Raw genomic sequence first — 13,932 nt, forward strand, 5'->3', positions numbered from 1 at the left:
CGCTGCACCTTGTTGAGTTAGGCTGTGAGCCGCTTCACCGCGGCTCGGAAATTCTTTTTGATCGCGTCTTCGTGGATGTGGCGACCCGCTTCGACGACCTGCCGCCCGGCGACGAAGACATCGCGCACGCATGGATTGCCGCCGGAGAAGATCCAGCTGTCGATCACCTTGTCGCCCGAACGTCCGATGAGCGCCGGATGCTCCTCGTCGAGCACGGCGATATCGGCCCTGAGGCCCACCTTGAGCGCGCCGACCGGCTGCGTCATGGATTGCGCGCCACCGGCAAGCACCTGATCGAGGAGCGTGCGCCCCGTCGATTGGCCGGGACCTGCCGCCAGCGCGTTGCGCGTACGGTCGCGCAGACGCTGCGAATATTCGAGCTGGCGCAGGTCCTCCGCCGGGCTGACGCTGATATGGCTGTCGGATCCGATGGCGATCGCACCCCGGCCCTTGAGGAAGCGGTCGGCGGGGAAGATACCGTCGCCCAGATTGGCTTCCGTCGTGGGGCAGAGCCCTGCGATCATGCCGCTTGTCGCCATGCGCTCGGTCTCGTCCGCCGTCATGTGGGTGGCATGGATGCCGCACCAGCGCGACGAGAGATCAAAATTGTCGATGAGATATTGGACCGGCCGCGCGCCCGACCAGGCGAGGCAGTCATCGACCTCCTTGGTCTGCTCGGCGACATGGATATGGATCGGCGCGTCTTTCTTGCCCATACGATCGAGCCCGGCAATGACGTCGCTGAGCAGTTCCTTGGTCACCGCGCGCAGCGAATGCGGCGAGATTCCGAGCCGGTGCAGCGGCTTGTCCTTTATCGCCTTCTGCAAGGTGGCGAGGATATCGAGATAGCGCTCGGCGCCGTTGAAGAAGCGGCGCTGGCCCGGCGTCGGCGCCTGGCCGCCGAAGCCGCCATAGGCATAGAGCGTCGGCAGAAGCGTGATGGCGATGCCCGCCTCTTCCGCGGCGGCGAGGCAGCGCAAGGTGAGCTCCGCCGGCTCGGCGTAAGCTGAGCCATCCGGCTGATGATGCAGATATTGGAATTCGCCGATGACGGTGGAGCCGCTTTTCAGCGTCTCGACATAAAGCTGGGCGGCGACCGCCTGCAGGTCTTCGGGCGAGAGCTTGAGCGCGAAGCCATACATCACCTCACGCCAGGTCCAGAAGGAATCGGCGCCCGGTCCCGCCACTTCGGCGAGGCCGGTCATCAGCCTTTGATGGGCATGCGAGTGGACATTGGGGACCGCCGGAATGGCGAAGCCCGTGAGCGTGGTGATGGTCTTGTCGGAATTGCCGGTTTCGACCGTCTCGATCAAGCCCTGGGCATCGACGGTCAGGACGACATCCGTCTGCCAGCCTGAGGGGAGAAGGGCGGAAGCAAATTTCAACTTGCGCTGTGCCATGATCCGACTATACTGTATATACAACCTTATACAAGTAGGTTTCGATGCTTTTTTCCAATCTCAAGCTCGCCGCGATGACGAACGGCTCTCCCTATGGGCTGATCGAGGATGGGGCTGTGCTGGTGGAGAAAGGCCGGATCGTCTGGGCCGGTCGTGCCAGTGAGGCGCCGCAAGACGAGAAGACCGATTGCGGTGGCCGCCTCCTCACCCCTGGCCTCATCGACTGTCACACCCACATTGTCTATGGCGGCAATCGCGCCAACGAGTTCGAGATGCGCCTCAATGGCGCCTCCTATGCCGAGATCGCCAAGGCCGGCGGCGGCATCGTGTCGACGGTGCGCGCCACGCGCGAAGCCGGCGAGGCCGAACTTTTCAGATCGGCGGCGACCCGACTCCAATCGCTCCTCGCCGAAGGCGTCACAACGATCGAGATCAAGTCCGGCTACGGTCTCGATGTCGAAACCGAGCTCAAGATGCTGCGCACCGCGCGCCAGCTGGGCGAAAGCCACGCCGTGGATGTCGTGACGAGCTTCCTCGGCGCCCATGCCTTCCCGCCCGAATACCGCGACGACCATGCCGCCTATGTCGATCTCGTCTGCAATCGATCCCTGCCCGCGGCGGCGCGCGACCAGTTGGCCGATGCGGTCGACGGCTTTTGCGAGGGCATCGCCTTTTCGGTCGCCGACACGGATCGTGTCTTCGCCGTCGCGAAGCAGCTCGGCCTTCCGGTCAAGCTTCATGCCGAGCAACTCTCCAATCTGGGCGGCGCCATTCTCGCCGCCCGCTATGGCGCGCTGTCCGTCGATCATATCGAATATCTCGACGAGGACGGCGTCGCGGCGATCGCGCGGTCGGGCACCGTCGCCGTGCTGCTGCCCGGCGCCTTCTATTATCTGAAGGAAAAGCAGCATCCCCCGGTCGCCGCCTTGCGCGCCCATAAAGTGCCAATTGCGGTCGCGACCGATCTCAATCCCGGCTCCTCGCCGGTCCATTCGCTGCTCACCACCATGAACATGGCCTGCGTTCTTTTCAGCCTGACGCCGGAAGAGGCCCTGCGCGGCGTGACGGCGAATGCGGCGCGCGCACTGGGCTTCAAGGACCGGGGCGTGATCGCGTCCGGGATGAAGGCCGACCTCGTTTTGTGGAATGTCGATCGGCCGGGCGACCTCGCCTATCCTCTCGGCTTCAACCCTTGCGCCGCGGTGATCCGCAATGGCGAGATCGTGCGAGGTGGCATCCGATGACCGCGCCGCTTTATGCCAAGGTGAAGGAGCACATCCTCGAACATATCCGCTCGGGCGCCTGGACGCCGGGCACCCGCGTTCCGTCAGAGAACGAGCTCGTCGAGACTTTCAGCATTTCGCGCATGACGGCGAACCGCGCTCTGCGGGAATTGACCGCCGACGGCTTCCTCGCCCGCGTCCCGGGGGTCGGCACCTTCGTGAAGGAGCCGCCGGCGCGCTCGAGCCTGCTCGAATTGCGCAATATCGCCGAGGAGATCGCCCAGCGCGGCCATGTCCATGCCGCCCATATCGACCGGCGCGAGACGATCGAGGCGGCGCCGGCGCTCGCTGAGGAGTTCGAGCTCAGACCGTCGTCCCGGCTTTTCTATCTGGTGATGGTGCATAGCGAGAATGGCGTGCCGGTGCAGATCGAGGAACGCTATGTAAACCCGGTCGTAGTGCCCCATTTCAACGATCAGGATTTCGCTCGCATCACGCCGACCGCCTATCTCGTCGCCGCGGTGCCGGTCGATGAGCTCGAGCACACGGTCGAGGCGATCATGCCGACGCGCGACCAGCAGGCCTTGCTCGATATCGGCGATCACGAGCCATGCCTCGCACTTCACCGCCGCAGCTGGAGCAAGGGTCACGTCGTCACCGTCGCGACCCTGATCTACCCCGCCAGCCGCTATGCGCTGTACAGCCGCTACAAGACATCCCCCTCAGGAACCCTGAGCCAGTAGGAGTTGCCCATGGATACCCGCCGCGACAACAGCCGTGTGATCAGATCGCCGATCGGCAGCGAAATCAGCGCCAAGAGCTGGCTCACCGAAGCGCCTCTGCGCATGCTGATGAACAATCTCGATCCGGGCGTCGCCGAGCGGCCCGAGGAGCTCGTGGTCTATGGCGGCATCGGCCGCGCCGCCCGCAACTGGGAAGCCTTCGACCGCATTGTAGCCTCACTACGCTCGCTCGAAGCTGACGAGACCTTGCTCGTTCAGTCCGGCAAGCCGGTTGGCATTTTCCGCACCCACAAGGACGCGCCGCGCGTCCTCATCGCCAATTCCAATCTCGTGCCGCATTGGGCCGACTGGGCGCATTTCAACGAGCTCGATCGCAAGGGCCTGATGATGTACGGCCAGATGACGGCGGGCTCGTGGATCTATATCGGCACGCAGGGTATCGTGCAGGGCACCTACGAGACCTTCGCTGAAGTGGGCCGCAAGCATTATGGCGGCAATCTCAAGGGCAAATGGTTCCTCACCGCCGGCCTCGGCGGCATGGGCGGCGCCCAGCCGCTCGCCGCCACCATGGCCGGCGCCTCGATGATCGCCATCGAATGCCAGCCGTCCCGTATCGAGATGCGCCTGAAGACGCGTTATCTCGACGCCAAGGCGGCAAGCGTCGATGAGGCGTTGGCGATGGTCGAGCGCTCGCACAAGCAGGGCAAGCCGATCTCGGTCGGCGTGCTCGGCAATGCCGCCGAGATCCTGCCCGATCTGGTCAAGCGCGGCATCAGGCCCGATGCGGTCACTGACCAGACCTCGGCGCATGATCCGGTCAATGGCTATCTGCCGGCCGGCTGGTCCATCGCTGAATGGGAAGAGAAGCGCGTCTCCGACCCGAAGGCGGTCGAGGCAGCGGCGAAGAAATCCATGCGTGACCATGTCGAGGCGATGCTCGCCTTCCACAAGGCCGGCGTGCCGACCCTCGACTACGGCAACAACATCCGCCAGGTTGCCCTCGATATGGGCCTCAAGGACGCTTTCGCCTTCCCTGGCTTCGTGCCGGCCTATATCCGTCCTCTCTTCTGCCGTGGCATCGGCCCCTTCCGCTGGGCGGCACTCTCCGGCAACCCGGAAGACATCTACCGGACCGACCAGCGCGTGAAGGAGCTGATCCCGGATGATCCGCATCTCCACAACTGGCTCGACATGGCCAGGGAGCGTATCGCCTTTCAGGGCCTTCCCGCCCGCATCTGCTGGGTCGGCCTCGGCCAGCGTCATCGCCTGGGCCTCGCCTTCAACGAAATGGTGAAGAAGGGCGAGGTCGAGGCGCCGATCGTCATTGGCCGCGACCATCTCGATTCAGGCTCGGTCGCCTCGCCCAACCGCGAGACCGAGGCGATGAAGGACGGTTCCGACGCCGTCTCCGACTGGCCGCTTCTCAACGCGCTGCTCAATACCGCGAGCGGCGCCACCTGGGTGTCGCTGCATCATGGCGGCGGTGTCGGCATGGGCTATTCCCAGCATTCCGGCATGGTCGTCGTCTGCGACGGCACCGACGATGCGGCGCGCCGCCTCGAGCGCGTGCTGTGGAACGACCCCGGCACCGGCGTCATGCGCCACGCCGATGCGGGCTACGACATCGCCATCGATTGCGCCAAGGAACAGGGTCTCAAGCTTCCCTCGCTCGGCATCGGTATCTGAAGCATCGGTCCGAAAAGTTGCAGACTTTTCGGATAAACCGATGCGCCATAACAAAGGAATGATGCGATCATGACGCGGCATCAGGCTTCGCTGGTTATCACCGGTCACGATCTCGATTTCCGCAGCCTTGCGAAAGCGGCGGCGGGCGCCCTGCCCGTCGCTATCGCTCCCTCCGCTTTCACGGCGGTCGGCGAGGCCCGCGCCATCGTCGAGACGATCCTCAAGGAGAACCGGCCGGCTTACGGCATCACCACCGGAGTCGGCTCACAGAAGGATTTCGCCGTCGATCCGGCGACCGCGGCGTCCTACAATGCCAGGCTGGTCGCCGCTCATGCGACACGCGTGCCGGGCCCGCTCCTGCCGGCGGAAGCAGTGCGCGGCGCCCTGATCTTCCTCGTCAATCAATTTGCCAATGGCTTGTCCGGCGTGTCGCCGGAACTGGTCGAGGTGATCGCTGCCGCGATCAATGGCACGGAGATGCCCGAGATCGACGGATCGGGTTCGGTCGGCGCGTCCGATCTCGTGCCCAACGCGCAACTGGCGCATTGGCTGCTTAACCATCCGCAAGCAAAACAGCTTGGGCTGCCGAAACCCAAAGAAACGCTTTCGCTTATCAACAACAACGCCGTCTCGCTGGCACAAGGAGCCATGGCCCTGGCCTCGGCCGAGCGCCTGCTTGCGGCTTTCGATCTCGCCGCCGCGGCCGCACTGGAAGGCTTTCGCGGCAATCTCGGCGCCATATCCGAAGCGGCGAACCGCGCCCATAAGCGGCCGGGCCAGCACCGAACCGCCCAGCGCCTGCGCCATCTGCTCGCCGACAGCCGGCTGTGGAAGCAAGGCGAGGCGCGCCTGTTGCAGGATCCCCTGTCCTTCCGCTGCGTGTCGCAGGTCCATGGCGCGGCGGCGGAAGTCTTCGCCTCGGCGGCGCGCATCTGGAATTCCGAGCTCAATTCGGTGAACGACAATCCTATTATCGACCGGGAGACCGCCGGCGCCGTGTCGAACGGCAATATGGATACCACCCGCCTCACTCTGGCCGCCGATCACTTGCGTCAGGCCTTGGGCAAAATCTGCGATCTCGCCGGCGAGCGCGTGCACAAGCAGCAATGGCCGGCCTTCACCGGCCTGCCGACCGGCCTTGCCGAGGAAGGCGGTGCCGTCGGCGGCGTGCAATTCCTCAATCTGGGCCATATCACCGCCTCCCTTGTCACGTCCGTGAAGATCTGGGCGCGACCCAGCCTGCTCAATTCCGTCGGCCAGGTGGCTGACGGCGTCGAAGACACGGCGAGCCACGCGCTCCATGCCGTGCATGACCTGATCCGCGTCATCGACGCCGGCTGGAAGATCGCCGGCCTCGAATTGATGATCGCGCTCTGGGCGATGAAGCGCCGGCGTCTGGACATGACCGATCTCGGCCGCGGCATCCGCCCGGCTATGGATATACTGGGCGAGATGCTGCCGATCGGCCGCGAAGGCGATGCGATCTTCGACATAGCTCCCTTGATCGCCGAGTTGCAATCGGGCGAGCTCCTCGACCGCGTCTTGACGCAAGCCGGCGAACGGACTGATCTTGGCCTCTGACGCATCGCGCTCGGCGATGCGGCGCGCAAGTCGCTGATCCGCTTCTTCATCGTGAAGCTGGGCGCGGCGCTCGAAAACTGATATTATTCCTCTTCAGTCTGAATCGCAGAGGAGTGGCGCCATGAGCATGTCCCTGGATCTCGCCGCCGAGGTCTTCCGCGAGGCGATGCGCGAGACGGTCAAGCGCTATTCTCTCTGGTATCTGATCGAGGGCGTTCTCCTCGTCGTCGCCGGCATCCTCGCCATCATCTATCCGGTGATCTCGTCTGGCGCGGTGGTGATCCTTCTGGGTTGGCTGCTCATCGCCAGTGGCCTGCTGCAGGGACTGAGTCTGCTCGGCGCACGCCAAGTGCCGCATTTCTGGCTGCAGCTCATTTCGGTCATCCTGGCCATCCTCATCGGCTTCCTGTTCCTGCGCGATCCCACCCAGGGCATGATGACGCTGGCTTTGCTGCTCATCGTCTTCTTCATGATGGAAGGTATTTCCAAAGTCGTCTTCGCCCTCACCATCCGCCCCTTCCCCAACTGGGGCTGGGTGCTGGCGAGCGGCCTGGTCGGCATCCTGCTCGCATTGATTCTATGGGCGAGCCTGCCCTTGACGGCCGTGTGGCTCATCGGCTTCCTGCTCGGCATAAACCTGATCAGCATCGGCGCGGCCATCGCCTATCTCGCCTGGCATGTGCGCAAGAGCGCCCCCGGCACGACAACGGAACCGTCACCCTGAACGACGCCGGCACGACAACGAAACCTCACCCTGAGGCGCTCACCCGGCCTTAGGCCGGGGGAGCCTCGAAGGGTATCGCGCAACATTCTCGCTCTATTCTGATGGATGCTTCGCGGCCGCCTCAGCATGAGGGAAAATGGAGAAACGATCTATCTAAGCCTTCACGCGCATATTCCGCGGATCATAGAGCGGCTCGAGATGGACGCGCGCCTTGACGACGTCCTTCGCCACCACCAGCTCGTATTGGCCATCCCGCACATAGGCGTCGTCGACGCCGCCGCCATCACGGATATAGCCATATCCGATCGGCTTGCCGAGCGTGTAGCCATAGCCGCCGCTGGTGAGATAGCCGACCTGTTTGCCATTGCGCAGGATGGTCTCGCGGCCGAGCAGAACGACGGAAGCGTCATCCGTGGTGAAGCCGGCCAGCTTCTTGGGCAGGGCCGACGAAGCCGCCTTCTCGCAGGCCTCGCGGCCCATGAAGGCGATATTGGATTTGAGCTTCACCGCCCAGCCGAGCCCGGCCTGGAAGGGATTGTCGTTGGGCGTGATGTCAGCGCCCCAGGCGCGATAGCCTTTTTCGAGACGTAGCACCTCCAGCGCGCGATAGCCGGCGGGCGCGATACCCCAGGCGGCACCTGCCTGCATCAGCGCGTCATAGACATCGCCGGTCGCCTCGATCGGCATATGCAATTCCCAGCCGAGCTCGCCCACATAGGTCACGCGCAGCGCGCGCACTTTGTGGCCGGCGATCTCGATCTCGCGCACATGGCCGAAGGGGAATGCCGCATTCGACATGTCGGCCTTGGTGATGCGGGCGACCACATCGCGCGACTTGGGGCCCATCACCGATAATGTGCCCCAACCTTCCGTGACATCCGCAATCGTCGCATCGAGGCCGGGCTTGATGTGGTCACTGATCCAGGCGAGATCATGCGTGCGGAAGCCGGTGCCGGTGACGATGTAGAAATGATCCCCGGCAAGCCGGGCAACGGTCAGGTCGCATTCGATGCCGCCACGCGAATTAAGCATCTGCGTGTAAGTGAGCCGTCCCGGCGCCCGCGCCACGTCATTGGCGCATATCCAGGACAGCGCTTCCGCCGCATCCCTGCCCCTCATCTCATATTTGGCGAAGGATGACTGGTCGAAGACGCCGACCCGCTCGCGCACCGCTCTGTGCTCTTCGCTCACGGCACCGAACCAGTTCTGCCGCCCCATCGAATAGATATCCTTGGGCTCGGTGCCACGGGCTGCGAACCAATTGGGCCGCTCCCAGCCGAGCTTCGAGCCGAAACAGGCATTGGCGGCTTTGAGCCGCTCATAGAGCGGCGAGACGATACGCGGCCGGCCGCTTTGATATTCCTCATGCGGGAAACCGATCGTGTAATGCTTGCCATAGGCTTCGAGCGTGCGCTCGTTGACCCAGTCGCGGTCCTTGTGCAGGCCGGAGAAGCGTCTGATATCGACGACCCACAGATCCATCGGGGCCTCGCCCGAGGCGACCCATTGCGCCAGCACCCAGCCCGCCCCGCCGCCGCTCGCAATGCCGAAGGCGTTGAAGCCGGCGCCGACATAATAATTGGCAAGCTCGGGCGCGGCGCCCAAGATGAAATTGCCGTCGGGGGTGAAGCTTTCCGGCCCGTTGATCATCTTCTTGATTCCGGTCGTCTCGAGCGCCGGCACGCGGGCCAGCGCCTGGCTCATATGCTGCTCGAAATGATCCCAGTCGTCGGCGAAGAGCTGGAACTCGAAATCGTCCGGCACATCGCCGAGCGTCCAGCTCTGCGGATCGGACTCATAGCCGCCCATCACCAGCCCGCCGACCTCTTCCTTGAAATAGGTGCGCCTATCGGGATCGCGGATCGTGGCGATGTCGGTGGCGAGGCCCTGGACCTTCTCGGTGATGATATATTGATGCTTGACCGGCTGCAGCGGCACGCTCACGCCCGCCATGGCGCCAAGCTGCCTGGCCCATTGTCCCCCGCAATTGACGACCTTCTCGCAAGCGATGCGCCCGTGATTGGTCTCCACCGCCACCACGCGGCCCTGGTCTATCTCGAAACCCTCGACTCGCACGCCTTCGAAGAGCTTGGCGCCATGCAAACGCGCGCCCTTGGCGAGCGACTGAGCGATGTCGGAGGGGCTCGCCTGCCCGTCGGTCGGAAGAAAACTGGCGCCGACGAGATCGGAGACCTCCATCAGCGGCCACATCGCCTTGACCTCCTTCGGCGAGAGCAAATGCATCTCCATGCCGAAGCTCTGCGCCGTGGTGGCGAGCCTCTTATACTCGGTCCAGCGGTCCTCGTTGCAGGCGAGTCTGAGGCAGCCGGTCATCTTCCAGCCGGTTTCGAGCCCGGTTTCCTTGGCGAGGTTCTTGTAGAGCTCGACCGAATATTTGAGCACCTGGGTGATCGAGGCCGAGGAGCGCAATTGCCCGACGAGGCCCGCCGCATGCCAGGTCGAGCCCGCTGTGAGCTTGTTCTGCTCGAGGAGAATGACATCCGCTTTGTGGTCGCGCGCCAGATGATAAGCGGTCGAGCAGCCGATGATGCCGCCGCCGATGACGATGATCTGGGCGTGGGCCGGAAGGGAAACGGTCATGTTGCTCCATATCGGTCTTGGAAGGTCCTGAGTGCCCGCTCATAGCGACCGAGATATTCATCGGCATGCGCCGCATAGTCGACGCCCGGCGCATTGAGATGCAGCTCGGAGACCATGCCCCACATCGCCTCGCGCAAGGCGGAGGCCGTCTTCATCGCATCGAAGGCGCGCAAGGTGGTCTCCGCCGGCGTGCGGTCGAAATAGATCTCGAGCAGCTGGCGCTCTTCGACCTCGCTCAGCGAGTTGTTGGCGGAGATATTGGCAAGGTCGAACATCGCAGTGCCGAAGCCGCCATATTCCCAGTCGATCAGCCACAGCCTTTCGCCGTCATCCATGAAATTGCCGGGCAAGAGGTCGTGATGGCCGAAGACGACGGGAAGCGGAACTTGCGCGTCTTCGAGCGTACCAACCGCGGCCAGCCAACGCGGCACGTCGTTCCTGCGCCGATGGAAGCCGTCCGCCAGCGTGTGGCCGTAGTCGCGCAGCACATGGAACACCCAGAAGATCGAGGCCGGCCCGGTAACGAGCCGCTTCATGTCGCGGTGGCATTTGCGCACGATATCGACGCAGCGCTCGAGGTTTCTGCGCACATCCGCTTCCGCGTACGTATGGGCCTCGATGAAACGCACCACCATCAGCCCGGGCTCGGCATGGACGACTTCCGGCGACAGTCCCGCTTCATAGGCGGCAAGGCTGGCGCGCAACTCCCGGTCGCGGAATACATGGTGGCAGGGAAAATCCTCGCCGACCCTGGCGACATATTTGCCGGTGTCGTCAGTAGCGATGAAGCTCGCATTGCTCAAGCCGCCCTTGAGAGGCTCGAGTGCGACCGCTCCCCGCCAGCAGGAAAGCTCCCGCACCCGTTGTTCGGCCGTGGCGCTCATGCGAGACCGCGCTCGGCCTTCATGCGATTGACCCAGGCGGTGATCAGCCTGTCGGCGACGATGCCGATGAAGGCGATGGCGAGTCCCGCCACGAGGCCTTTGCCGGCATCGGCCTTGGAGAGCGCCTTGAACACTTCCTGCCCGAGATCGCGCGTGCCGATCATGGCGCAGATGACGATCATGCTGAGCGACAGGAGAATGGTCTGGTTGAGGCCGAGCATGATCTCCGGCATCGCCACCGGCAATTGCACGCGCCAGAAGAGCTGCCGCCTTGTGCAGCCCGCCGCCGTGCCCGCCTCGATCAGCTCATGCGGCACCTGCCTGATCCCGTGATTGGTATAGCGGATCGCCGGTACGATGGCGAAGGCGACGGTGGCGATCAGCGCCGTCACATCGCCGATACGGAACAGCATCACCACCGGGATGATGAAGCAAAAGGACGGGATGGTCTGCAGCGTATCGATGAAGGGGGTGACGATCTTCTCCACCCGGTCGGAGCGCGAGGCGAGGACGCCGATCGGGATGCCGAGAAGTGCCGCGATCAGAGCCGCGACGCCGCACAGATAGAGCGTCGCCATCGTCTGGACCCACAAGCCCGTCGCGGCGCAGAAGGTGGTGAGCAGCGCCACGATCGCCGCCAGCCACAGGCCGCCGAGCCGCCAGCCGGCGAAGGCGAGCAGAAGCGCCACGCCGAGCCAGGGCAGGCCTTCGAAGAACGCGCGCAGAGGATTGAGCACATAGAGCAGGAAGGTGACGCGCACCGCCTCGATCACGTTGAAATAGTTGACCGTGACCCAGTCGACCGCCACCTTCCAGGCGGGAGCCGTGGTGAAGGTGATCTCGTTCGGTACCTTGGCGAAGGCCGGCAGAACGAGGCTGGCAAGCGTCGTCGCGGCGAGGATGGCCAGGATGGCGATAAGGCTCGCGTGACGCTGATGCCAGGGCTTGGCGACCGCCTCCTGCTCCGGCGGTTGCTGAGCCGCCGCCTGGCTTACGCGGTCGAGCACGATGGCGAGGACGACGATGGCGAGGCCCGCTTCCATCGCCTGGCCGACTTTCAAGGCCCTGAGTGCCAGCAGCACGTCATAGCCAAGGCCGCCGGCGCCGATCATCGAGGAGATGATGACCATGTTGAGCGCCAGCATGATCACCTGGTTGACACCCAGCATGAGCGACGGCTTGGCGCTCGGCACCAGCACGCGCCACAGCTTCTGTCGCCTGGTACAGCCCGCCATATCTGCGAAATCCTTGACATCCTGCGGTACCTTCGAGAGGCCGAGCACGGTCGCCCGCACCATCGGCGGCGTGGCGAAGAGACCGGTGGCGAGGAGCGCCGAGACCGGACTGTTGCCGAACAGGAGCAGCATCGGAATCAGATAGGCGAAGGTCGGGATCGTCTGCAGGAGATCGAGCGCCGGCATGATCAGGATGCGGTTCACACGCGGATTGAGATAGCCCCAGATGCCGACGAGGAGGCCGGTAGCCACGCAGATCGGCACGCAGACCAGGATCAGAGCCAGGGTCAACATGGCGCTGTCCCATTGCCGGAACAGCGCGATGGCGAGGAAGGAGAGGCCGCTGAGCAGCGCCAGCTTCAGGCCGCCGAAACGATAGCCGATGAGCGCCGCGACGGCGCAGATGCCGATCCATGAGAAGCGCGGCAGCGTCACGAAGCCTTCAGTGAGGTTGATCCGGTAGCCCTTGGCGAGGAAGCCGATGGCGAGTTGCAGCGGGATGTTGATGAGATCGGCGAGGCCGCGCGTCGCCCAGGTGAAGGTCGCCTTCACCCACAGCATGATCGCGCTGATCCAGTCGGCGAACGGGATGATCGCGGAGGCCGGATAGTCCCAGGCGCCCGGCACGATCCAGGAGATGGCGAGAGCGGCCGCCACGACACCGATGACGAGTGCTGTCTGGCGCCAGCCCGGAAGCGCATCAAGTCGCGAGTCACGGTGGGTGAGCGCGACATCGGTCATGGCCGCACCTGCTTCGCATTCCGCCCGGCGAGCAGATCGATGACCGCCTGCGGGGTGATCTCGCCCAGGAGCTTGCCATTTCCGTCGGTGACGGCGAAGGGCAGTTTCGCGCCGACGATGTCGGCGGCGAAGGTCTCCACCTTGGCCTTGGCGTTGACCTTGCCGGCATGCTGGCCGTTCGCATTGCCGGCATGCATCAGGCTCTGCGCCGACATCACCTTGGCGCGATTCACGTCGCGGGTGAATTCCGCCACGTAGTCGGACGCCGGATTGAGCACCAATTCCTCCGGCGCGCCGATCTGGATGATCTCGCCGTCCTTCATGATGGCGATGCGGTCGGCGAGCTTGATCGCCTCGTCGAAATCATGGGTGATGAAGACGATCGTTTTCTTCAGAACATTCTGCAGCCGCATGAGTTCCGACTGCATTTCGCGCCGGATCAAGGGGTCGAGCGCGGAGAAGGGCTCGTCGAGGAACCAGATTTCGGGCTCCACCGCGAGCGAGCGGGCGATGCCGACGCGCTGCTGCTGGCCGCCCGACAATTCACGCGGATAATGATGCTCGCGCCCTTTCAAGCCGACCAGATCGATCATCGCCTGGGCGCGCTTCTTCTGCTCGGGTCTAGGCACGCTTTGGACCGACAGCGGAAAGCCGACATTCTCGAGCACGGTCAGATGCGGCAGGAGCGCGAAATGCTGGAACACCATGCCCATCTTGTGGCGGCGGATCTCGATCAGCTCGGCCTCGCTTGCTTTGAGGAGATCGCGTCCGTCGAAATTAACTTCGCCATAGGTCGGTTCGATGAGCCGCGACAGGCAGCGCAGCAGCGTTGACTTGCCCGAGCCCGACAGCCCCATGACGATGAAGATCTCGCCTTCATGCACATCGATGCTGGCTTGACGCACCGCACCGATGAGCCGGGCTTCGGCAAGCGCCTGCGCCGAGGTTGCCCCCCGATTACGGCGCATGAAGTCCTCGGCGCCCGCACCGAAGACCTTCCATAGATTGCGGCAAGAAAGCTTCACCGGCCGCTTCGCATCGGTCATTGAAGGTCGTTCCGTATAATTGATCGTCAACGCGCCAGCCGTGCCGCCGCCTCCCCCTGATTCCCCTC

10 protein-coding genes are annotated in these 13,932 nt (G+C 64.0%); 5 read left to right on the top strand and 5 right to left on the bottom strand.

The window, feature by feature from the left end; genetic code table 11:
- Positions 1–17 precede the first annotated feature (17 nt).
- Positions 18–1,400 (bottom strand): formimidoylglutamate deiminase, encoded by a 1,383-nt coding sequence (locus tag G5V57_RS07175; protein WP_165166861.1) that lies wholly within the window; start codon positions 1,398–1,400, stop codon positions 18–20.
- A 44-nt stretch (positions 1,401–1,444) separates the two neighbouring features.
- Between G5V57_RS07175 and hutI the strand changes: the two genes are divergently transcribed.
- From hutI to G5V57_RS07200, 5 genes are all read left to right on the top strand, one after another.
- On the top strand, positions 1,445–2,644 hold the full coding sequence (gene hutI, locus G5V57_RS07180; protein ID WP_165166862.1) for an imidazolonepropionase: 1,200 nt from the start codon (positions 1,445–1,447) through the stop codon (positions 2,642–2,644).
- Complete coding sequence (gene hutC / locus G5V57_RS07185) at positions 2,641–3,366, top strand: histidine utilization repressor (RefSeq protein WP_165166863.1); 726 nt, start codon at positions 2,641–2,643, stop codon at positions 3,364–3,366. Before hutI ends, hutC begins: the two co-directional genes overlap by 4 nt.
- A gap of 9 nt (positions 3,367–3,375) precedes the next feature.
- Entirely contained in the window at positions 3,376–5,052 is a 1,677-nt protein-coding gene (hutU, locus tag G5V57_RS07190) for a urocanate hydratase (protein ID WP_165166864.1), read from the top strand.
- Positions 5,053–5,121: 69 nt separating this feature from the next.
- On the top strand, positions 5,122–6,633 hold the full coding sequence (locus G5V57_RS07195; RefSeq protein ID WP_165166865.1) for an aromatic amino acid lyase: 1,512 nt from the start codon (positions 5,122–5,124) through the stop codon (positions 6,631–6,633).
- A 121-nt stretch (positions 6,634–6,754) separates the two neighbouring features.
- Positions 6,755–7,357 (top strand): HdeD family acid-resistance protein, encoded by a 603-nt coding sequence (locus G5V57_RS07200; RefSeq protein WP_165166866.1) that lies wholly within the window; start codon positions 6,755–6,757, stop codon positions 7,355–7,357.
- A gap of 153 nt (positions 7,358–7,510) precedes the next feature.
- Here G5V57_RS07200 and G5V57_RS07205 read toward each other — a convergent pair whose 3' ends face one another.
- From G5V57_RS07205 to G5V57_RS07220, 4 genes are read right to left on the bottom strand one after another with little or no spacing between them, the layout of a single operon-like run.
- A complete protein-coding gene (locus G5V57_RS07205) occupies positions 7,511–9,958 on the bottom strand; it encodes an FAD-dependent oxidoreductase (protein WP_165166867.1) in 2,448 nt (815 codons plus the stop codon).
- Entirely contained in the window at positions 9,955–10,842 is an 888-nt protein-coding gene (locus G5V57_RS07210) for a choline/ethanolamine kinase family protein (RefSeq protein WP_165166868.1), read from the bottom strand. The genes G5V57_RS07205 and G5V57_RS07210 overlap by 4 nt, the downstream gene beginning before the upstream one ends.
- Entirely contained in the window at positions 10,839–12,818 is a 1,980-nt protein-coding gene (locus G5V57_RS07215) for a proline/glycine betaine ABC transporter permease (protein WP_165166869.1), read from the bottom strand. Before G5V57_RS07215 ends, G5V57_RS07210 begins: the two co-directional genes overlap by 4 nt.
- A complete protein-coding gene (locus G5V57_RS07220) occupies positions 12,815–13,864 on the bottom strand; it encodes a glycine betaine/L-proline ABC transporter ATP-binding protein (protein ID WP_165166870.1) in 1,050 nt (349 codons plus the stop codon). Before G5V57_RS07220 ends, G5V57_RS07215 begins: the two co-directional genes overlap by 4 nt.
- Positions 13,865–13,932: the final 68 nt, after the last annotated feature.

This window comes from Nordella sp. HKS 07 (genome assembly GCF_011046735.1).
Classification (GTDB): Bacteria; Pseudomonadota; Alphaproteobacteria; order Rhizobiales; family Aestuariivirgaceae; genus Taklimakanibacter.

Coding starts and splice junctions, on each gene's coding strand:
- G5V57_RS07175 (WP_165166861.1), bottom strand. CDS start 1,400: ATGGCACAGCGCAAGTTGAAATTTGCTTCCGCCCTTCTCCCCTCAGGC.
- hutI (WP_165166862.1), top strand. CDS start 1,445: ATGCTTTTTTCCAATCTCAAGCTCGCCGCGATGACGAACGGCTCTCCC.
- hutC (WP_165166863.1), top strand. CDS start 2,641: ATGACCGCGCCGCTTTATGCCAAGGTGAAGGAGCACATCCTCGAACAT.
- hutU (WP_165166864.1), top strand. CDS start 3,376: ATGGATACCCGCCGCGACAACAGCCGTGTGATCAGATCGCCGATCGGC.
- G5V57_RS07195 (WP_165166865.1), top strand. CDS start 5,122: ATGACGCGGCATCAGGCTTCGCTGGTTATCACCGGTCACGATCTCGAT.
- G5V57_RS07200 (WP_165166866.1), top strand. CDS start 6,755: ATGAGCATGTCCCTGGATCTCGCCGCCGAGGTCTTCCGCGAGGCGATG.
- G5V57_RS07205 (WP_165166867.1), bottom strand. CDS start 9,958: ATGACCGTTTCCCTTCCGGCCCACGCCCAGATCATCGTCATCGGCGGC.
- G5V57_RS07210 (WP_165166868.1), bottom strand. CDS start 10,842: ATGAGCGCCACGGCCGAACAACGGGTGCGGGAGCTTTCCTGCTGGCGG.
- G5V57_RS07215 (WP_165166869.1), bottom strand. CDS start 12,818: ATGACCGATGTCGCGCTCACCCACCGTGACTCGCGACTTGATGCGCTT.
- G5V57_RS07220 (WP_165166870.1), bottom strand. CDS start 13,864: ATGACCGATGCGAAGCGGCCGGTGAAGCTTTCTTGCCGCAATCTATGG.